The organism is Cupriavidus sp. LA-1 (assembly GCF_055385985.1).
The window spans coordinates 1126033-1146599 of record NZ_AP031388.1; the positions used below are offsets into that span (position 1 = coordinate 1126033).

The 20567-nt window shown below is 67.8% G+C and carries 17 protein-coding genes; 9 read left to right on the plus strand and 8 right to left on the minus strand.

Annotated elements, in window-relative coordinates:
- Positions 1–161 precede the first annotated feature (161 nt).
- Positions 162–2021: a dihydroxy-acid dehydratase gene (gene ilvD / locus ACZ5MJ_RS24345; protein WP_464226228.1), complete on the minus strand. Its 1860-nt coding sequence runs from the start codon at positions 2019–2021 to the stop codon at positions 162–164.
- 283 nt (positions 2022–2304) lie between these two features.
- On the opposite strand from ilvD, the gene ACZ5MJ_RS24350 reads away from it, so the two are divergent.
- Complete coding sequence (locus ACZ5MJ_RS24350) at positions 2305–3327, plus strand: class I fructose-bisphosphate aldolase (protein WP_464226229.1); 1023 nt, start codon at positions 2305–2307, stop codon at positions 3325–3327.
- Positions 3328–3338: 11 nt separating this feature from the next.
- Here ACZ5MJ_RS24350 and ACZ5MJ_RS24355 read toward each other — a convergent pair whose 3' ends face one another.
- Complete coding sequence (locus tag ACZ5MJ_RS24355; RefSeq protein WP_464226231.1) at positions 3339–4235, minus strand: LysR family transcriptional regulator; 897 nt, start codon at positions 4233–4235, stop codon at positions 3339–3341.
- Between the two features lie 115 nt (positions 4236–4350).
- Between ACZ5MJ_RS24355 and ACZ5MJ_RS24360 the strand changes: the two genes are divergently transcribed.
- Together ACZ5MJ_RS24360 and ACZ5MJ_RS24365 are read left to right on the plus strand one after the other, a co-directional pair.
- Complete coding sequence (locus ACZ5MJ_RS24360) at positions 4351–5340, plus strand: NAD-dependent epimerase/dehydratase family protein (RefSeq protein ID WP_464226232.1); 990 nt, start codon at positions 4351–4353, stop codon at positions 5338–5340.
- A gap of 188 nt (positions 5341–5528) precedes the next feature.
- On the plus strand, positions 5529–8342 hold the full coding sequence (locus tag ACZ5MJ_RS24365) for a LuxR C-terminal-related transcriptional regulator (protein WP_464226233.1): 2814 nt from the start codon (positions 5529–5531) through the stop codon (positions 8340–8342).
- A gap of 41 nt (positions 8343–8383) precedes the next feature.
- On the opposite strand, the gene ACZ5MJ_RS24370 is transcribed toward ACZ5MJ_RS24365, so the two are convergent.
- The 5 genes from ACZ5MJ_RS24370 to ACZ5MJ_RS24390 form a co-directional block, all read right to left on the minus strand.
- The gene (locus tag ACZ5MJ_RS24370) at positions 8384–8782 is read right to left on the minus strand and encodes a Zn-ribbon domain-containing OB-fold protein (RefSeq protein WP_464226234.1); all 399 of its coding nucleotides are present in this window, start codon (positions 8780–8782) and stop codon (positions 8384–8386) included.
- Positions 8783–8785: 3 nt separating this feature from the next.
- Complete coding sequence (locus tag ACZ5MJ_RS24375) at positions 8786–9955, minus strand: thiolase domain-containing protein (protein ID WP_464226235.1); 1170 nt, start codon at positions 9953–9955, stop codon at positions 8786–8788.
- Between the two features lie 35 nt (positions 9956–9990).
- A complete protein-coding gene (locus ACZ5MJ_RS24380) occupies positions 9991–11226 on the minus strand; it encodes an acyl-CoA dehydrogenase family protein (RefSeq protein ID WP_464226236.1) in 1236 nt (411 codons plus the stop codon).
- A 15-nt stretch (positions 11227–11241) separates the two neighbouring features.
- Positions 11242–12156 (minus strand): SDR family oxidoreductase, encoded by a 915-nt coding sequence (locus ACZ5MJ_RS24385; protein ID WP_464226237.1) that lies wholly within the window; start codon positions 12154–12156, stop codon positions 11242–11244.
- A gap of 101 nt (positions 12157–12257) precedes the next feature.
- Positions 12258–13970: a long-chain fatty acid--CoA ligase gene (locus tag ACZ5MJ_RS24390; protein WP_464226238.1), complete on the minus strand. Its 1713-nt coding sequence runs from the start codon at positions 13968–13970 to the stop codon at positions 12258–12260.
- A 273-nt stretch (positions 13971–14243) separates the two neighbouring features.
- Between ACZ5MJ_RS24390 and ACZ5MJ_RS24395 the strand changes: the two genes are divergently transcribed.
- From ACZ5MJ_RS24395 to ACZ5MJ_RS24420, 6 genes are all read left to right on the plus strand, one after another.
- Positions 14244–15383 carry an acyl-CoA dehydrogenase family protein gene (locus ACZ5MJ_RS24395; protein WP_464226239.1) on the plus strand — a complete coding sequence of 380 codons (1140 nt, stop codon included), beginning with the start codon at positions 14244–14246 and terminating at the stop codon, positions 15381–15383.
- Between the two features lie 85 nt (positions 15384–15468).
- A complete protein-coding gene (locus ACZ5MJ_RS24400; protein WP_464226240.1) occupies positions 15469–16653 on the plus strand; it encodes a lipid-transfer protein in 1185 nt (394 codons plus the stop codon).
- Positions 16654–16698: 45 nt separating this feature from the next.
- A complete protein-coding gene (locus ACZ5MJ_RS24405) occupies positions 16699–17136 on the plus strand; it encodes a MaoC family dehydratase N-terminal domain-containing protein (protein ID WP_340530129.1) in 438 nt (145 codons plus the stop codon).
- Between the two features lie 16 nt (positions 17137–17152).
- On the plus strand, positions 17153–17569 hold the full coding sequence (locus ACZ5MJ_RS24410; protein WP_464226241.1) for a MaoC family dehydratase: 417 nt from the start codon (positions 17153–17155) through the stop codon (positions 17567–17569).
- A 26-nt stretch (positions 17570–17595) separates the two neighbouring features.
- Positions 17596–18420, plus strand: coding sequence for an SDR family NAD(P)-dependent oxidoreductase (locus ACZ5MJ_RS24415; RefSeq protein WP_464226243.1), 825 nt, complete (start codon positions 17596–17598; stop codon positions 18418–18420).
- Positions 18421–18476: 56 nt separating this feature from the next.
- Positions 18477–19445 carry a Bug family tripartite tricarboxylate transporter substrate binding protein gene (locus ACZ5MJ_RS24420; RefSeq protein WP_464226244.1) on the plus strand — a complete coding sequence of 323 codons (969 nt, stop codon included), beginning with the start codon at positions 18477–18479 and terminating at the stop codon, positions 19443–19445.
- 77 nt (positions 19446–19522) lie between these two features.
- Here ACZ5MJ_RS24420 and ACZ5MJ_RS24425 read toward each other — a convergent pair whose 3' ends face one another.
- Positions 19523–20545, minus strand: coding sequence for a Bug family tripartite tricarboxylate transporter substrate binding protein (locus tag ACZ5MJ_RS24425; protein WP_464226245.1), 1023 nt, complete (start codon positions 20543–20545; stop codon positions 19523–19525).
- Positions 20546–20567: the final 22 nt, after the last annotated feature.

Here is a 20567-nt window from a genome sequence, read left to right on the forward strand (position 1 = left end):
GAGACTTATGAGCCTCGGCCGTTTGCACATCAGTGTGCGAATGACCGTGAGGAGTCGCTTTGCGACCCTCCCCCATCCCGCAGATCGGCGAAGAGAACCAAAGAAAAAGCCGCTCAGCAGAGCGGCCTTCCCGGCAAACGGACCAGCGCTTCGCCGCAGACTCAATCGTCCAGCAACGACAAGTCCCGCACCGCCCCCTTATCCGCCGACATCACCAGCTTGGCATAAGCCTTCAGTGCAGCGGAAACCTTGCGCGGACGCTGCTTGACCGGCTTCCACCCCTTGGCGTTCTGTTCCTCGCGGCGGCTCGCCAGTTCCTCATCGGACAGCAGCACGTTGATCGTGCGGTTGGGAATATCGATGCGGATCTTGTCGCCGTCACGCACCAGGCCGATGGCGCCGCCGGCTGCCGCTTCGGGCGAGCAGTGGCCGATGGACAAACCCGAGGTACCGCCGGAGAAGCGGCCGTCCGTCAGCAGCGCGCAGGCCTTGCCCAGGCCCTTGGACTTGATATAGCTGGTGGGATAGAGCATCTCCTGCATGCCGGGGCCGCCCTTGGGGCCTTCGTAGCGCACGATCACCACATCGCCGGCCTTGACCTTGTCGTTGAGGATGTTCTCCACCGCCTCGTCCTGCGACTCGGTGACGTGGGCCGTGCCCTCGAACACGAGGATGCTCTCGTCCACGCCGGCAGTCTTCACCACGCAGCCGTCGAGCGCGATATTGCCGGTCAGCACCGCCAGGCCGCCTTCCTTGGAGAAGGCATGCTCGTAGGAGCGGATGCAGCCCTCGGCGCGGTCCAGGTCCAGGCTGGGCCAGCGCGTGTTCTGGCTGAACGCCACCTGGGTGGGGATGCCCGCCGGGCCGGCCAGGTAGAAGTTCCTGACGGCTTCGTCCCGGGTGCGGCTGATGTCCCACTGCTCCAGCGCGTCCCTGAGCGTGGGGGCGTGCACCGTGGGCACGTCGGTATGCAGCTTGCCGGCGCGCTCCAGTTCGCCCAGGATGGCCATGATGCCGCCCGCGCGGTGCACGTCTTCGATGTGGTACTTGTTGGTGTTGGGCGCCACCTTGCACAGCTGCGGCACGACGCGCGACAGGCGGTCGATGTCGGTCATGTCGAAGTCGATTTCCGCCTCGCGCGCGATCGCCAGCAGGTGCAGGATGGTGTTGGTCGAGCCGCCCATGGCGATATCCAGCGTCATGGCGTTTTCGAACGCCTTGAAACCCACCGCGCGCGGCAGGATGCGCGCGTCTTCCTGCTCGTAGTACTGGCGGGCCAGTTCCACGATGCGGCTGCCGGCGCGCTTGAACAGCTGTTCGCGGTCGGCGTGCGTGGCCACCACGGTGCCGTTGCCGGGCAGCGACAGGCCCAGCGCCTCGGTCAGGCAGTTCATGGAATTGGCGGTGAACATGCCCGAGCACGAGCCGCAGGTCGGGCAGGCGGAGCGCTCCACCTCGGCCACGTCGGCGTCGGAATAGGCGCTGTCGGCCGCGATCACCATGGCGTCCACCAGGTCGAGCTTCTTGAACTCCATAGCCTTGGTGACGGGATTGGCCAGGCGCGTCTTGCCGGCTTCCATGGGGCCGCCGGAGACGAAGATCACCGGGATGTTGAGCCGCATGGCGGCCATCAGCATGCCGGGGGTGATCTTGTCGCAGTTGGAGATGCACACCATGGCGTCGGCGCAGTGCGCATTGACCATGTATTCCACCGAGTCCGCGATGATGTCGCGGCTGGGCAGCGAATACAGCATGCCGTCGTGGCCCATGGCGATGCCGTCATCGACCGCGATGGTGTTGAATTCCTTGGCCACGCCGCCCGCGGCCTCGATCTCGCGCGCGACCAGCTGGCCCAGGTCCTTCAGGTGCACGTGCCCGGGCACGAACTGGGTGAAGGAATTGACCACCGCAATGATGGGCTTGGAGAAGTCTTCGTCTTTCATGCCGGTGGCGCGCCACAGGGAGCGCGCCCCCGCCATGTTGCGGCCGGCGGTGGAGGTTTTGGAACGGTATGTGGGCATCTTATTGCTGAAGAAATATCGCAGAAAGGAAGCGGGCCACGGGAATAAGGGCCCTTGCGCGCCCGTGCGAGCAACCTCTTGAGCTGCGCCCTGGGCAAAGCGGCAATTATCCCACACCCCCGCCCGGGCAGGCCATCAGCCCAGGGCTCCGGCAGCCTCCGGGCAGGCTGCGCGAAATGTTCGGGCGGGCACCATGGGGACGGGCCACACGCCCTCAGCTCCCTTGCGCGAATGGACTTTCGGGCAAATGCTTGTTCCTATGTCACCTGCGCGGAGCCTGATCATGGACACAAGAAGCGAACTGCAAGCCACCGTCGACGCCCTGGCACAAGCGGGCAAAGGGCTGCTGGCGGCCGACGAGAGCGGGCCGACGATCGCCAAGCGGTTCGAGCGCATCGGGGTGGAATCGAGCGAGGAAAACCGCCGCGCGTGGCGCAACCTGCTCTTGTCGGCACCAGGCCTTGGTGAGTTCATCAGCGGCGTGATCCTGTACGAGGAAACGCTGGGCCAGCGCGCCGACGACGGCACGCCGCTGCCGGAACTGGCCGCGCGCCAGGGCATCGTGCCCGGCATCAAGGTGGACAAGGGCAAGATCGCGCTTGCCCTGGCCCCCGGGGACGAGGTCACCGAGGGTCTCGACGGGCTGGCCAGGCGGCTTGCCGGTTATCGCCAGCAAGGTGCGCGCTTTGCCAAGTGGCGTGCGGTCTACAACGTGTCTGACCGACTGCCGGGCTGGGCAGCCATCCAGGCCAATGCGGAGGCTCTGGCACGCTATGCCGCCATCTGCCAGGAATCGGGCGTGGTGCCCATTGTCGAGCCCGAGGTGCTGATGGATGGCGCACACACCATGGCGCGTTGCGCCGAGGTCACCGAGGCCGTGCTGCATGAAGTGTTTCACGCCTTGCACCGGCATGCGGTGGTGCTCGAGCACATGCTGCTCAAGCCCAGCATGGTGCTGCCCGGCAAGGAGGCCGGGCACGCGGCGCCGGCCGAGGTTGCCATGCAGACCGTGCAGGTGCTCAGGCGCACGGTGCCGGCGGCGGTGCCGGGCATCTTCTTCCTGTCCGGCGGCCAGACGCCCACCGAGGCCACCGTCAATCTCGACGCCATGAACCGGCTGGCCCCGCTGCCCTGGCGGCTGTCCTTCTCTTACGGGCGCGCCTTGCAGGAGCCGCCCCTGAAGGCCTGGCGCGGCGACGCCGCCAACGCGGCGCAAGCGCAACGGGCACTGCTGCAGCGCTCGCGGCTGAATGGCATGGCCTGCCTGGGGCAATACGACGCGGCGCAGGAGAGCGCTGCGGGCTGAGCTTGCCAATGCTACGCCCCTTCGGCGTAGGCGCGCAGCCCCGCGGCCAGCGCGGCAAACGTCACCGCGCAGCGCGCGCTCCCGCGCAGGTCTTCGTGCATCGCGACCCAGGTATCCAGGGTCAGCGAGAACTGCTTGTGCAGGATCCTGACCAGCCGCGGATCCTGCGCCGCCAGCGCCGACTGGCATACGCCGATGCCTAATCCCGCGCGTATCGCGCCCAGCTGGGCCAGGTCGCTGTTCGCGCGGAAGGAGAAGGCGTCGCGCGACAACGCTTTGAACCTTGCCTGCAGCCGACGGATAAAGGCGTTCTCCTGGTCGAAGCCGATCAGCGCAAAACGGGGCAGCTCCGCCAGCGACTTTGGCACGCCATGGGCGGCCAGATAGCTGTCGTGGGCATGCAGGCCCAGTTCGATCGCGCCAACGCGCGTGGCCACCAGCGCTTCCTGCTCCGGGCGGAACATCCGCACCGCGATATCCGCTTCGCGGCGCAGCAGGTCGTCTGCCTGGTTCGACAGCACCAGTTCGATTTCCAGTGCCGGATGCTCGTTGCGCAGCGCCGTCAGGATCGGCGGCAAGACTTCGACGCCGATCACTTCGCTCGCCGACAGGCGGACGGTGCCGCGCACGCCCGTGCCGTGGCCGCTGGCGACGCGTCGCATCGCCGCAGCCGTCGCGGCAAGGCCGGCGGCGTAGGGCTTGAGCTCGTGCGCCGCGTCGGTCGGCGCGAAGCCGTCGAACGAGCGGGTGAACAACTTCAGCCCCAGGGCGGCCTCCAGGCTGTCGACATGCCGGCCGACGGTCGGCTGCGTCAGGCCCATTGCCCGTCCCGCCGCGGACAGCGAGCCGGTCTCCAGCACATGAAGGAAGCTCCGGTACCACTCCCAGTTCGGTTCGCTTTTTAGCATTGCTATGCATTTTTATATAGCCGCCAAGCGATTATAGGCAATTTCCTTTTAGCCGCAGGGATCGCAGACTGAAGCCGGTTTCAGCCAAAGGTGCCAACTCAAAAGGAGATTCCCCATGTCCAAGGTCGCACTCTTCGGCGCAGCCGGGGCCATCGGTCAAAGCGTGGCCGCCGCGCTGCGCAGCAAGGGCCAGCCCTACCGCGTGGTCGGCCGCAACGAAGGCAGCCTGCGCGCGGCGTTCGGGACGGATCCGCTGGCCGAGCTCGTCACCTGGAACCCCGATTCGCCCGAGTCGGTGCAGGCCGCCGCCAGCGGCATCGAGACGCTGGTCTACATGGTCGGCGTTGACTACTGGCAGTTCCAGCTGCACCCCGAACTGATGCGCAAGACGCTGGACGGAGCCGTGGCCGCGGGCGTGAAGAACGTCATCCTGATCGGCACCGTCTATCCCTACGGCCGGGTGCGGACCGGCAACCCGGTCCGCGAAGACCATCCGCGCGAGCCCCATACCTTCAAGGGCCGCATGCGCAAGGCCCAGGAGGACCTGCTGATGCAGGCCAGCGCCAGCGGGCGCATTCGCGCCACGGTGCTGCGGCTGCCTGACTTCTATGGCCCGGGCGTGCAGGCCAGCCTGCTGCACCGCGCCGCGCAGGCAGCGGTGCATGGCGGCACGGCCGACATGGTCGGGCCCGTCGACCAGTCACACGAGTTCATCTATGTGCCCGACGTGGGCCCGGTGGTGGCCCGGCTGATCGACACGCCGGCGGCATTCGGCAAGATCTGGCACCTGGCGGGCGCCGGTGTCACGACGCAGCGCGCGCTGGTCTCGGAAATGGAGCGACAGACCGGACGCGCGCTGAAGCTGCGCGTCGCCGGCAAGGCGATGCTGCGCCTGCTGGGCCTGTTCAACCCGTTCATGCGCGAACTGGTGGAGATGCACTACCTGATGACGGAGCCGCTGATCATGGACGACTCGGCGCTGCAGCGGCTGATCGGGCCGATCCGGAAGACGAGCTATGTCGAGGGGATTCGCCAGACGCTGGCCGCGGTGCCCGTGGCACGCGCACTCCCGGCCGGCGTAGCGCCGCACCCTTCTGGCAAATAGCCGCCGCTTCGACGGGCAGGATAGAACCAGGCGTCGACAGCCGTTCGACCATGGCTGCCGCTGGTAACGGGCGCCGGCCCTTTCCCGCGCTACGAGAAGGAGGTTTCCCGTACAATCAAGGCTCACTTCGGTACACCGCGCCATCGGTCCGGACCTGCCCGATCCCGGCTACAAGGTATGTGTCCAATATGCTGCAAGGTCTACACCACAGCACTGCGCCGGACCCGGATGCAGTCAACAAGTTTCTGCCGCCGCGCGGCCCGGCCCGCGTTCTCGCGCGTGAACGGCTGCTGACCCAGCTGTTCGAGGCTCGGCACAAGCGTTGCCTGGTACTGCAGGGCCCCGCGGGATGCGGCAAGAGCACCACGCTGGTGGCCTGGCGGCAGGCGCTGCTGGCGCTGAATTTCGACGTCGCCTGGCTGACCCTCACCGAGGACGACAATGAGCCCGGGCGCTGGCTTGAGAGCCTGCTGGGCAGCCTGGAACAGACCGATCCCGCCATCACGCGCGAAGCGGCCCTGCTGGCCGGACGGGCCACCAATACCGAGGCCGTGGAATGCGCGGTGATTTCGCTGCTGCACGGCATTGCCGTCCATCAGCGCGATGTGACGCTGATCCTGGACGATTTCCACCACCTGACAGGCGCCCGTATCCGCGAAGCCTTGCAATGGCTGCTGGACTACGCCCCGCCCAATTTCCACCTCGTGCTGCTGTCCCGTGCCGCGGTGCCGCTGTCCCTGGCCCGCCTGCGCGACCAGGGACTGGTGCTGGAACTGGACCAGCGCGACCTGCGCTTCACGTTGCCGGAATCAGAGCAGTTCCTGAACGCCCAGCTCGACCAAATCAGCCCGCGCGACGCCCGTACCCTGCATGAACTGACCGATGGCTGGGTGGCAGGCCTGCATCTCTTCGCCGCGCACTGGAAGCGCAGGAAGCAAGCCACCGGCACGGCCTCGCTGGCTGACAGCATGGTGCGCGCGCATGTGCAGAACGCGGGCGCGTTCACCGAGTATTTTGAACGCGAGGTGCTGTCGCGCCTGTCGCCGAGCGAGACCGCGCTGCTGATCCGGGTGGCGAGCAGCGACCGCTTCTGCACCGCGCTGTGCGCGGCGCTGACCGAGCCAGCCCAGCCGCTGGCCGAGGTGGCGGCACTGCTGGCGCGCCTGGAATGCGACAACCTGTTCATCGTGCCGATCGAGGGCGCCGAGCCCGGTTCGTGGTACCGGCTCCATCCCTTGCTGCGCGAGACCCTGCTCGAGCGTTTCCACGGATGGAGCGAGATCCTGCAGCGGCAGGTGCATGTCGCCGCCTGGCGATGGTTCCGCACGCATGGCCATATCGAGGAAGCCGTGCGCCACGCGGTGCTGGGCGGCGAGGCCGACGCTGCCGCCGACCTGGTCTTGCAAAGTGCCCGGAGCCTGTTCAGCCGGGGTGAGCTGCGCCGGGTGGTGCGGCTGGTGCGGCTGTTGCCGCCCGAGCAGATCCAGGCCCGCATCGGCCTGCGGTTCTGGAAGCTGCGCATGCAGCTCTATGCCCGCGAATTCGATGCGGCCGCCGCCGCGATGGATCGCCTGCAGGCCGATATCCCGCCCGACGACACCACGTCGCGGGTCACGCTGACCGTGCTGCGTGGCGTGCTGGCACTGCAACGCGACGACACGGACGCCGCCATGTCGGTCCTGCCCGAGCTGCTGCAGGCGTCCTCGCACGACGATGCCATCGTCACCGGCACGCGTCGCGTGCTGCTGTCATGGCTCTATATGCACCGGGGCGAATACGAACGCGCGCGCAGCTTCCAGTGCGACGGGCCACCCTTGCTGCTCGACGGTACGCCGCTGACCGGCTCCACCGCCGGCAGCCTGAGCGGACGCAGCCTGATGGGCTTCAGCTATGCACTGGAAGGCCAGATGCTGCAGGTCGAGCGCATCAGCCGCGAGGTGCTGCGCGAAGCCGAACAGCAAAGCAACCTGTGCTCGGAGGCCGCCTACTTCTCGGCCGCGCTGCTCGCCGACGTCTTGTATGAGCACAACGACGCAGCAGGCGCCATCCGGCTGCTCGAAGAGCGCGTCGACATGCTCGAGCGCGTGTCGATCCCCGACTCCGTGCTGAAGGTCCTGCTGACCTTGTCGGCCGCGCACTGGGTCTTGGGCCACCCGCTGGACGCGTTCGCCTATCTCGATCGCCTGGAAGACTATGCGACGCAGCTGGGCCTGGACCGGCTGCTCGCCCATGCGCTGGCCGCGCGGGTCACGCGCCATCTGTCAGGCGGCGAGCTGGATGCGGCCGACGCCTGCCTGGCGCGGCTGGACGCCATCGATGCGCGCTACGACCAGCCCGGACCCAGTGCGCTGGACGAGATCCGAGCGGTCACGCAGCAGGCCCATATCCGCCGCTGCATCGCGCATGAGGACTTCCACGGCGCGCATATCCGGCTGACGTCCCTGATTGCCCGCTGCGAGGCCCGCGGCTGGCAGCGCCAGGTGGCGCAGCTGCGCTTGCAGAATGCCCTGGTCGAGAGCCGCCGCGAACGCCCCGATGCGGCGCGCGCAGAGGTCCTGGCCGCGCTGCGCCTGGGCCATCGGCTTGGCCTGGTACGCAGCCTGCTCGATGCCGACCAGGCGGCCATGCCACTGATCGCCAGGCTCTTGCCAGACCTGTCGCAGGGGCAGCCCGACCCGATTCTCAGTTTCTATGTGGCGCGCCTGCAGGCGGCGCTGCAGGCCAGCTCAGCCGCCCTGGCCACCGTCGGTGACGGGCAGGGTCCGCTGCGCCTGCCGGCGCTGGACCTGAGCGAGCGCGAGGCCGATGTGCTGCGGCTGCTGGCGCAAACGATGCCGAACAAGAAAATCGCGCGCGCGCTCGGCCTGTCGCCGGAGACGGTGAAGTGGCACCTGAAGAAGATCTACGGCAAGCTGGGCGTCACCACGCGCGATGAAGCGGTGGCGCGCGCACGCAACCTGGAGCTGGACCTCGGCTCGCCGGCAGGCGCACCGCAGTCGTAGCCGTAGCCGCGTGCCCGGAGCGCCGGCCCCGGGCGCTGCCGTCAGGCCGGCGTGAACATGGGAACCATGTGGCCACCCTCGGCGGGCTTGAAGCAAACCCTGACCCGGTCGCCGATGCGCACGGCATCCAGGTCGGTATCGACGATATTGGTCAGCATCGTCACGCCCTCTTCCAGCCGGACATAGGCAATCGCATAAGCAACCGGGCCGGCCTTGCGCGTCACGCTGACGCTGTAGACCGTGCCGTGGCCGCTGGCCTGCCGCCATTCGGTGTCGCTCAGGCAATAGGGGCAAAGCGGGCGGGGATACCAGTGGCTCTTGCCGCAGGCGGGACAATGCCCGATCAGCAGGCTGCCTTGCGCGGCCGCGCGCCAGAACGGCTCGTTGGCGGCGTCGATGATGGGCGCCCCGAGCGGACGCGCCTGATAGATCGTGGTCATGTCTTAAGCCTCCCGTTCCAGGATCAGCGTCGCGCTGCCATGCCGCGACCCCAGCAGCCCGCCGGTGCCCTGCGCCAGGGCAAGGCGGCAGTCCGGCACCTGCACTTTCGGGTGCGCCTCGCCACGCAGCTGCCTGACTGCCTCGATGACCTTGGTGATACCGCCCCGGTTGGCCGGATGGTTGTTGCAGAGCCCGCCCCCGTCGGTATTGAAAGGCAGTTTGCCGATGCCTGAAATCAGGTTGCCGTCGGCAACGAAGCGCCCGCCTTCGCCCTTCTTGCAGAAGCCCAGGTCCTCGAGCTGCATCAGCACGGTGATCGTGAAGCTGTCGTAGATGGACGCGTACTGGATATCTGCCGGCGTCACGCCCGCTTCGGCAAAGGCCAGCGGCCCGGACACCGCCGCGCCGGAATAGCTCAGGTCCACCTGGCCATTGCTCTGCCCCTTGACGGTCTCGCCCGCGCCCAGGATGTTGACGACCGGGCGCCCGAGCGAGCGGGCGATCTCCGGGCGCACCACCAGCAGGGCTCCGCCGCCATCGCTGACCACGCAGCAGTCAAGGCGGTGCAGCGGGTCGGACACCATGGGCGACTCCAGCACATCGCTGACGGTCACCGGCTCGCGCAGCATGGCATTGGCGTTGTGCTGGGCATGCGCGGCGGCGGCGACCTTGATCCAGGCCAGCTGTTCGCTGGTGGTGCCGAACTCATGCATATGCCGTGCCGCGGCCAGCGCGTACATATTGACGGTCAGCGGGCCGTACGGCCGTTCGAAGGCAAGGTCCGGCGTGGCCGTGCTGGCAGCGCGCGGGACCAGTCCGCTGGAGCCTTCGCTCCTTGGCCGGCCAGCGAGCGTGATCAGCGCGACATTGCACTTGCCCGCCGCGATCGCCTGCGCCGCATGCGCGACGTGGATCAGGTAGGAAGACCCGCCGGTCTCGCTGGAATCGACATGCCGCACGCCCAGGCCGAGATAGTCGACCATATTGAGCACGCCCAGGCCTGGCGCGTCGCCCGCGCAGAAATAGCCGTCCACGTCCTGCAAGGTCAGGCCGGCATCCGCGAGCGCGCCCCTGGCGCATTCGGCGTGCAGCTGGGCTACGGTCTTGTCCGGCGCCTTGCGGGTCGGGTGTTCGAATGCGCCTGCGATGCAGGCACGTCGCTTGATGCTCATTGAGCAGTTCCTCCCGTGTGTGCCGCAACGCCGACTCAGATCGCGGTATCGCCGGCGAGCAGCCGGCCAGCCACCGTGCGGCGCTGGATCTCCGCCGTGCCATCCGGAATGCGCATGGTCCGCGCCAGCCGGAAGCCTGCTTCCAGCCTCAGCTCATTGGTCAGCCCCATGGCACCATGGACCTGGATGCAGCGGTCCATCACGCGGTTGAGCATCTCGGTAGCGAAGGCCTTGGTCATCGAGACCTCCTTGGTGGCAGGCTCGCCCGCGTCCACACGGGCCGCGCAGTTCTGCGCCATGCATTTGGCCGCGTAGATATCCATGGCCGATTCCGCCAGCATGAACTGGATCGCCTGGTGGTCCGCGATCGGGCGCCCGAAGGTCTTGCGCACCTTGGCATACTCAAGCGCCTGGTCCAGCGCCCAGCGCGCCAGCCCGACGCAGGTCCCGGCCATCGACAAGCGGCCCACGCTGACGCCTCCCAGCGCCACGGCCAGGCCCTTGCCCACTTCGCCCAGGCGATGACTGTCGGGCACACGCACCTTGTCCAGCGTGACGATGCCGATCTCGGCGCCCAGGTGGCCCATGGTCGGGATCACGCTTGGCACGCTGAAGCCGGGCGTGCTGGTCGGCACCAGGAAGCCGGAGATGCCGCCCTTGCGCTCGCGCGCCAGGGCCTCGTCGGTGACCGCGAAGACCATGGCCAGGTCGGCATAGGGCGCGTTGGTGATCCATTGCTTGGTCCCCGTCACCTCCCAGTGGTCGCCGTCGCGCACGGCGCGCGTCTTCATGGCGAAGACGTCCGAGCCCGCGTCCGGCTCGCTCAGCCCGAAGCACATGGTCTGCTCACCCCGCGCCAGGCCGTCGCGATACCGCTCCAGTACCGCGGGGTCGAGATGGCGCAGCACCGGCGACAACCCGTTGGTGAACGAAGATGGCAGGATCACGTTCTGGATCAGCGTGCGCGCCGGCCCGTATCTGGCATTCACCGCCTCCTGGATCGCCAGCGCGGCCTGGGCACCAAGCCCGCCACCGCCGAGTTCCTCCGGCGCGAACAGGTTGTAGAAGCCCAGCTCCGCCGAGCGCATGCGCACCTGCCGGCGCAGCGCCACCACGGGCGCGGTGAAGCGGCCGTCGGCACCGTAGATGGTGCGTTCGCTGGCCAGCAGTTCCTTGTGCTCGCGTTCGAGCGGCAGCACCTCGCGATCGATAAAGCGGATCAGCGAGTCGGCAATCACCAGCGCCTCTTCCTGCAGTTCAGTATTCATCATGTCGGCTTCCGAAGGTCAGACCGGATCCCAGGAGAAAACGTCGGACGAGCGGTCCAGCGGCGCAAGCGAGGCCTTCAGCGCGGGCAGCATGTGGTCCGCCAGCGTCTCCGGCGTCCAGCCCTCGCCGCGGTGCATGGAGCGCACCGGCCGCGGATGGTTGATCAGGAACACTTCATTGCGCCGCACCGCGAAGATCTGCCCGGTCACGTCGCGCGCCGCATCGCTGGCCAGGAACACCGCGACCGGGGCGATGGTCTCCGGTGACAGCTTCTGCGCCTTCTCCAGCCGCTTCTCCTGGTCGCCGGTATTCGGGATGCTGCCGACCATGCGGCTCCAGGCAAACGGCGAGATACAGTTCGAGCGCACGTTGTAGCGGGCCATGTCGAGCGCGATGGATTTGGACAGGCCCAGGATGCCCATCTTTGCCGCGGCATAGTTGGCCTGGCCGAAATTGCCCACCAGCCCGGAGGTGGAGGTCATGTGCACGAAGCTGCCGCCCTTCTGCTCCTTGAAGTGGTCGGCCGCGGCGCGGCTCATGTAGAAGCTGCCGAACAGGTGCACCTTGAGCACCGATTCCCAGTCGTCCCCGGTCATCTGGTGAAAGATGCGGTCGCGCAGGATGCCGGCGTTGTTGATGACGCAGTCGATGCGGCCGAAGGTGTCCACCGCCGCCTCGACGATGCGCCGGGCACTGTCCGCTTGCGCCACGCTGTCGCCATTGGCCACGGCTTCGCCGCCGGCCTCGCGGATCAGGCCGACGACCTCGTCGGCGGGGTTCTCCGCACCGGCTTCGCCGTTGACCGACACGCCGGCATCATTGACGACCACGCTGGCGCCATGCGCCGCCATCAGCATGGCAATCGCGCGGCCGATGCCGCGGCCCGCGCCGGTTACGACGACGACCTTCCCTTCCATAGTCTTGCTGGTCACCTTGATGTCTCCTCATGATTGATGAATTGCCGGCAGGCAGGCCATGACGACCGGCTGCCGTGTGAATGCGTATCACGCAGGCGCGGCGATGCAGGGCCGCGCTACTTCCGCAGCTCCAGCTCCTGCAGCTCGCGCCAGGCGATCTTCCCGGTCGCCGTGCGCGGCAGCGCGTCGACGATCTCGACCATGCGCGGTGCCTTGTAGGTGGCCATCCGCTCGCGGCACCAGGCCAGGATGTCGGCCGCGGTGGTGTCGCGCATGGCCGGCATCAGCACGATCACGGCCTTGACGGTTTCGCCCCGGCGTTCGTCGCGGCTGGCGATCACGCAGGCTTCGCGGATGGCCGGGTGACCGTGCAGCATGGCTTCGACCTCGGCGGGCCAGACCTTGTAGCCGGACGCGTTGATCATGCGTTTGAGCCGGTCGCGCATGACGAAATAGCCGTCTTCATCGACATAGGCCAGGTCGCCGGTGCGGAAGAAGCGCTTGCCGTCAATCACCACGAAGCTCTCTTCGTTGGCGCGCGGCTTGTTCCAGTAGCCCAGCATGATCTGCGCGCCATGGGCGACGATCTCGCCGGTCTCGCCCTGCGGCAGCACTTGCAGCGTGGCGGGATCGACAATGCGGGCGTCCACGCCGAAGGTGCGCACGCCCAGGCAGCCAGGCTTGAGCCGGTGCAAGGGGTTGGCCAGCAGGAACGCCGCGGTCTCGGTCAGGCCATAGCCCTCCGCATACTCCAGGCCGTACTGCTCGCGCATCAGCCGGGCCGTGCCCTCCGGCATGGCCGCGCCGCCGCCGGCCACCAGGGTCAGGCTGCTCAGGTCGCGCTGCGCCAGGTCCGGTTGCGAGAAGAAATCGACAATCATCGGCGGCGGCCCGCCGAACATCGTCACGCGGTAGCGCTCAATCAGCTGCGCGGCAGCCACCTTGTCCCAGCGGGGCAGGATGACGACCGTGCCGCCGGCGTAGAACACGCCGTTGATGCTCCCTTGCAGTCCGAGCAGGTGAAAGAATGGCGCGGAAGCCAGCGCGGTCGATTCGGCATTGATGTGCCGCCACAGGCGCGAACCCGCCACCGAGGACATGACCGTCCGGTGGGTGTGCATGCACGCCTTCGGCGCCCCGGTCGTGCCGGAGGTATAGGGCAGCAGACACAGGTCGTCCGGCTGCGCCTGCGGCGCGTCCGGCGCTTGCCCCTGTGCCAGCGCGTCGTGCCAGCGCGTGCCGGGCAAGATGCCCGCGGCCGGCAGGCGTTCGCGCACGGCGTCGGGAATGTTGAAGCCCCCGGCTTGGTCCGGCAGCGCATCGCCATAGGCGTGCACGATCAGGTGCCTGAGCGCGGTCTCGCCGACCAGCGGCGCGATCTCCCCAACCAGTTCATGCGCGCAGAAGGCCGCCACCGCGCCGCTGTCCGTTGCGATATGCCGCACTTCCTCGCGCAGCAGCATGGCATTGACCGGCACTACCACCGCATCAGCACGCAGGATGGCGAAATAGGCGGCAATGAACTGCGGGCAGTTCTGGCTGAACAGGAGCACGCGGTCGCCGCGCAGCACGCCGCAGGTGCGCTGCAGGTAGCCCGCCATGCGCTCCACGTCATGCAGCAGGGCGGCATAGCTGACGGACGCGTCGTAGAAATGGATCGCCGTCTTGTCGGGAAAGCGCCGGGCCGACATCTCGAGGTTGTCGAACAGGGTCGTCTGCGGCACGTGCAGGCACTCGGGCACGCCGTTGCGGGCATATTGCCTGTCGAGCCTGAGCGGGCTCTGCGGCCGTTCGACCACGCCGGCGTTCGTCGGGAAACCTGACTGCATTGTCTACCTCCTGGTCTGCTTGTTATCGGCATCGTCCTGGCCGGCGCCTGCCGCGCTCCGGGTGCCAGTGTCGTCTGACTGAAGTAAAGCAGCCACCGGTGGGCGCAGACGCCACCCGTCTCGGGTAGCGCCCCCCACGCCGGGTCGGCCACCGGGACAGCGCCACCCGCCGCGGGTGGCTCGACGCGCGCATCGGATGGCTACCTTTGACAGCATGCGGCGCTCGCTGCCGACGTCACACAGGAACAGACCCCATCCAATCCGGAGCCTTCCATGCAAATCCCCCGCAGCATCTTTCGCGACGATCACGAGATGTACCGCACCACGGTACGGCGCTTCCTGGAGCGTGAATGCGTCCACAAGCAGGCCGAATGGGACAAGGCCGGCAAGGTCGACCGCGAGACCTGGCTCAAGGCCGGCCGCGAGGGCCTGCTCTGCGTCACCCTGCCGACCCGCTACGGCGGCGGCGGCGGCGACTTCGGCCATGCGGCCGTCTTTGCCGAGGAGTTCGCCCGCACCGGCGTCAGCGGCCCGGGCTTCCGGGTCCACTCGGACATCATCGCGCCATACATCAACCGGATCGGCAACGAGGAGCAGAAGCAGCGCTGGCTGCCCAAGGTCTGCTCCGGCGAGTACATCCTGGCGATTGCCATGACCGAGCCCGGCACCGGCAGCGACCTGAAGGCCATCCGCACCACGGCCATGCGCGAAGGCGACGAGTACGTCATCAACGGCAGCAAGACCTTCATCAGCAACGGCCTGAACGCCGACCTGATCATCGTGGTCTGCAAGACCGACCCCGGCGCCGGTGCCAAGGGCGTGAGCCTGATCGTGGTGGAAGGCGACCGCGCGGGCTTCCGCCGCGGGCGCAACCTGGACAAGGTCGGGTGCCCGGCACAGGACACCTCGGAGCTGTTCTTCGACGACGTGCGCGTGCCGGTCGTCAACCGCCTCGGCGAGGAAGGCATGGGCTTCTCCTACCTGATGGGCGAGCTGCCGCAGGAACGCTTTGCCATCGCGGTCACGGCCGCCGCCAAGCTGGAGGTCTGCCTGGAGCACACGCTGAAGTACGTGAAGGAGCGCAAGGCCTTCAACCAGACCGTGTGGGACTTCCAGAACACCAGGTTCAAGCTGGCCGACATCAAGGCGCAGGCCATCGCGGTGCGGCTGATGATCGACTACTACCTCGGCGAGCACATGCGCCGCCGCCTCACGCTGGAAGAGGCCGCGGTCGCCAAGCTCTTCGCCACCGAGACGCTGGGCAAGGCGCTCGACGAGATGGTGCAGCTGCATGGCGGCTACGGCTACATGCTGGAATACCCCGTGGCGCGCGCCTTTGCGGACTCACGCGTGTCACGGATCTACGGCGGCACCAGCGAAGTGATGCGCGACCTGATCTCTCGCAAGCTCTGATGCGGCCTGGCGCACCGTGCGCGCATGCGCCGGGGCGCCCATCTGACTCCCCAACTTCATCTCCACTTCAACAAGGAAAACTGACATGACAAGTCGCGTCTTCGTTGCCGGCGTCGGCATGATCCCGTTCCGCAAGCCAGGCACCAGCGAGCATTACGACGTGATGGGCGCCCAGGCAGTCGGGCAGGCGCTGGCCGATGCCGGCCTGGACTACGCCGAGGTGCAGCAGGCCTACGCGGGCTACGTGTACGGCGATTCCACCTGCGGCCAGAAGGCCCTGTACCACGTCGGCATGACCGGCATCCCGGTCATCAACGTCAACAACAACTGCGCCACCGGCTCGTCGGCGCTGTTCCTGGCGCGCCAGGCGGTGCAGAGCGGCGCCGTGGACTGTGCGCTGGCCGTGGGCTTCGAGGAGATGGGCGCGGGCGCGCTGAAGTCGGTGTGGACCGACCGGCCGCGCGCCACCGAGCGCGCCGGCAAGCTTGCCAACGAACTGATCGGCCGCCCCGACCTGCCCGGCGCGATCCGCCAGTTTGCCGGCGCCGGCCAGGCCCATATGCAGAAGTACGGCACCCGGCTGGAGACCTTCGCCAGCATCCGTGCCAAGGCGAGCCGCCACGCCGCCAACAACCCGCTGGCGGTGTTCCGCAACGTGCTCACCACCGAGGATGTGATGGCCGCGCCGATGTTGTGGGAGGGCGTGATGACCCGCCTGATGGCCTGCCCGCCCACCTGCGGCGCCGCCGCCGCGATCGTGGTGTCCGAGCGCTTCGCGCGCAAGCACGGGGTGCGCACCGACGTGCTGATTGCCGGGCAGTCCGTCACCACCGACACGCCGAGCAGCTTCGAGACCCGGGACATGATCCGCGTGGTGGGCTTCGACATGACCCGTGCCGCGGCGGCCCAGGCCTACGAGCAGGCAGGCGTCGGCCCCACCGACGTGGATGTGATCGAGCTGCACGACTGCTTCGCGCAGAACGAGCTGCTGAGCTACGAGGGCCTGGGCCTGTGCGAGGAAGGCGGCGCCGAGAAACTGGTCAACGACGGCGACAACACCTACGGCGGCAAGTGGGTGGTCAACCCGTCGGGCGGCTTGTTGTCCAAGGGGCATCCGCTGGGCGCGACCGGCCTGGCGCAGTGCTACGAGCTGACCCAGCAGTTGCGCGGCACCGCGGCGCAGCGCCAGGTCGACGGCGCCAGGGTTGCGCTGGCGCACAACGTCGGCCTGGGTGGCGCGTGCGTGGTGACCATCTACCAGGCGGCCTGAGCCGGGGCCAGCGCCTGACGGCACACCCAGACACCGGACACAGACATGATCGACAAGAAATACATCGGCATGACGCTTCCCGCGTTCCAGGCCACGGCGGAGGCGGGGCAGCTGCGCTTCTTCGCCAAGGCGACCGGCGAGAGCAACCCTGTCTACTTCGACGAAGCCGCGGCGCTTGCCGCCGGCCATCCCGGCATCCCGCTGCCGCCCACCTTCCTGTTCTCGCTCGAGATCCAGCAGCCCGCCAGGAGCTGGCGTGCCGAGATCGGGATCCAGCCAGCGCGGGTGCTGCACGGCGAGCAATCCTTCACCTACCACCGCATGGCTTACGCCGGCGACGTGCTGCGCTTCGAAAGCCGCATCGCCGATATCTATGCGCGCAAGAACGGCGCGCTGGATTTCGTGGTGCGCGAGACGCGCGTGACCAACCAGCGTGGCGAGCACGTCGCTGACCTGCGCGGCGTGCTGGTGCATCGCAACTGAGCAAGAGGGAACCAGCATGCACCCACTGAACTTCCGTGACATCGAGATTGGCCAGACCCTGCCGCCCCTGACGCTGGCACCGGTCAACCGCACCACTCTCGCCCTGTTCGCCGGTGCCTCCGGCGATCACAACGCGATCCATATCGACCTGGACTACGCGCGCCGCGCGGGCATGCCCGACGTGTTTGCGCACGGCATGCTGTCGATGGCCTGGCTGGGCCGCCTGCTGACCCAGTGGGTCGACCAGCGCCAATTGCGCCAGTTCGGCGTGCGCTTTGCCGGCATTACGCATCTCGGGCACCAGATCACCTGCAGCGGCCGGGTGGTCCGCAAGTATGAGCAGGACAGCGAGCAGCGCATCGCCCTGGAAGTCCTCAGCGCAAACCAGTATGGCGAAACCAGGGTCCTTGGCGACGCTGTGGTCGCGTTCTGAACCCAATGACATCCACGGAGCAAGACATGGGAAAGCTTGACGGCAAGGTTGCCCTGGTAACCGGCTCGGGCCGGGGCATCGGCCAGGCCATCGCAATGAAACTCGCCAGCGAAGGCGCGCGGCTGGTCATCAACGACCTCGATGCCGAACCTGCGCATGAGACGGTGGAACTGCTGAGAAAGGAAGGGACCGAGGCCGTCGCCTGCATCGGCAACGTGACCGCGCCCGACTTTGCCGAGCGCTTCATCGGCACGGCGATGAACACCTTCAAGGGCATCGACATCATCGTCAACAACGCCGGCTATACCTGGGACGATGTCATCCACAAGATGACCGACGAGCAATGGCACGCCATCGTCGATTGCCATATGACCGCGCCCTTCCGCATCCTGCGCGCCGCCCACCCGCATATCAAGGCGCTGCACCAGGCGGATGTGGAGGCCGGGCGCGAGGTGTATCGCAAGATCGTCAATATCTCGTCCACATCGGGACTGAACGGCAACGCGGGCCAGGTGAACTACTCGTCGGCAAAGGCGGGCGTGATCGGCATGACGCGCGCGCTGAGCCGCGAATGGGGCCGCTTCAATGTCAATGTGAACTGCGTCGCATTCGGCCTGATCCATACCCGCATGACGGCTGCCGACGCGCACGCCGGCGCCACCATCAGCATCGAAGGCCGCGACATCCGCGTCGGCCTGAACCCGGAGCGGCTCAGGACTGTCGCCCAGCGCAATCCGCTTGGGCGCGGCGGCACCACTGCCGAAGCCGCCGGCGGGGTCTACCTGTTCTGCTCGCCCGAGTCGAACTACATCACCGGCCAGATCATCGCCGTGTCCGGCGCACCGCAATAAGCAGGCCGCCCGGCCCGCCGGCCGGGTGCCGCCCCATACCAGAAGAGGCCATCTTCATGCTTACCCGAAGCCTGATTGCCATCGCCGCGCTCGCCAGCCATGCCTTGTGTTTCGCCCAGGCATACCCGGCGCGGCCCATTACCTTTGTCGTCCCGGCACCGCCGGGCGGCGCGCTGGACACCCTCTCCCGCACCCTCGCCGAAGAGATGGGCAAGCGGCTGGGACAGCCGATCGTTGTAGACAACAAGCCTGGCGCGGCCGGGATCCTGGCCGTGCAAGCCGTCACGCGCGCCGCCCCCGATGGCTACACCGTGCTGGTGACGCATGCCGCGCCGATCATCAATACCCCCTACCTGCTGCCGAAGGTGCCGTATGACGTGCGCCGCGACCTCGCATTCGTGTCGCAGGTTGCGGTCGGGCCGGTCATGCTGGCGGTCAGCCGGAACGTGCCGGCCAGGAACATGAAGGAGTTCCTGGCATGGGCGGCGCGGAACAAGGGCAAGGTCAGCTACGGCTCCTATGGGGTCGGCACTTTCGGGCACCTGGTGGGCATCCAGCTCAACAAGACGCGCGGGCTCGACATGGTTCACGTCGCCTACAAGGGCGAGGCCCAGGTGGCCCAGGACGTGCTCGCCGGCAATATCGCCTGGGGCGTGATCTCGCTCGGCACGCTCAAGCCGCAGATCGAGAGCGGGCGGCTAAGGGCGCTGGCCGTATTCGGCGACCGCCGCGCGCAGGCCATGCCCGACGTGCCCACCATGGCCGAGTCCGGACTGGACGATCCGGCATACCGCCCCGCCGGCTGGATCGGGCTGCTGGTCCGTTCCGGTACGCCGGCAACCCTGCTCAGCCGGCTGGAGCAGGAGGCGCGCGCCGCGGCCTACTCGGCGCCAATGAAGAAACGCCTCCAGCTTTCTTCGTCAGAACCGGTCGGCGGCACCTCTGCGCAGTTCCGGCAGGAATTCGAAAAGACCGAACCCGTAGTCAGGCACCTGATCGAGACGTCTGGTGTGAAGGCGGAGTAAGGCAACCCGGCCGGCTGGCGGGCGCAAGCCAGCCGGCCAGCCGGCCGCATCCGTCACGCCGGTCTGACGACGGCAGATCACTCCACCGTCAGCCCGATCGAGCGGGTCATGGCCTGAAAGGTGGGCCAGGTCCGATTGATAAAACTCTGCAGCGCGGCGCCCGTCAGCGGCACGTCCTCGCTGCCAAGCTGGTCACGCACCGTCCGCACACGTTCCGACTGCGACACCGATTCCGTCACCAGCGTGGCCAGCAGCGAGACGATCGGCGCAGGCAGGCCGGCGGGGCCGAGCAGCATATTGCACTCGGTCAGGTCTTCGAAGGCCGGGCCCTTGATGCCTTCCTCGGCCCAGGTCGGGATGCCGGGCAGCTTGGCCGAACGCACGCCATTGATCACCAGCAGCGGCCGCAGCCCGCCGCTGGCAATGCCGCCCGCCAGCCCCAGCAGCGAACCTGCACCGATATCGATATGGCCGGCCAGCAGGTCGCCAACCATGGCACCCGTGCCCTTGTAGTTGATGATGTCGAACTGCGCGCCGGTGTCCCGGGCCAGCTGCGTCACCATCAGCTGCCAGCCCGACCCGATGCCGTAGTTGCCCACGCTGACGGGCCGCTTGCGCGCCAGGGCCAGCAGTTCCTTGAAGCTGCGCGCGGGCAGGCCCTTGGTGGCCACCATCACGCCGACGCCGGTACTGGTTGCCGCGATCGGCACCAGGTCCCGCGAGGGCGCGATGGGGGGCTTCCTGAGCAGGACCGGCGCCTGCGCCAGCTGGCTTTGCAGGGTGAACAGCAGCGTGTAGCCGTCGGGCGCGGAGCGGGCCACGGTTTCGGCTGCGATCATGCCCACGCCGCCGGGCTTGTTCTCCACCACCACCGCGACGTTCAGCTTGCCGGTAAAGTACTCGGCCAGCGCACGCGCGGTGGAGTCATTGGAAGAGCCGGGCGCCTGCGCCGCGACGATGCGGATCGGGCGGTCCGGCCATGCGGACGCGCGCGCTGCCCCGGGCAGCCAGGGCAGCGCGGCCAGGCCGGCGCCGGCCGCCAGCAGGCGGCGGCGGCGTGGGTCGACGTGAGCGAGATGGGATTGCTGCGGTGTATCCATGATGGCGTCTCCAGCCGTGTCG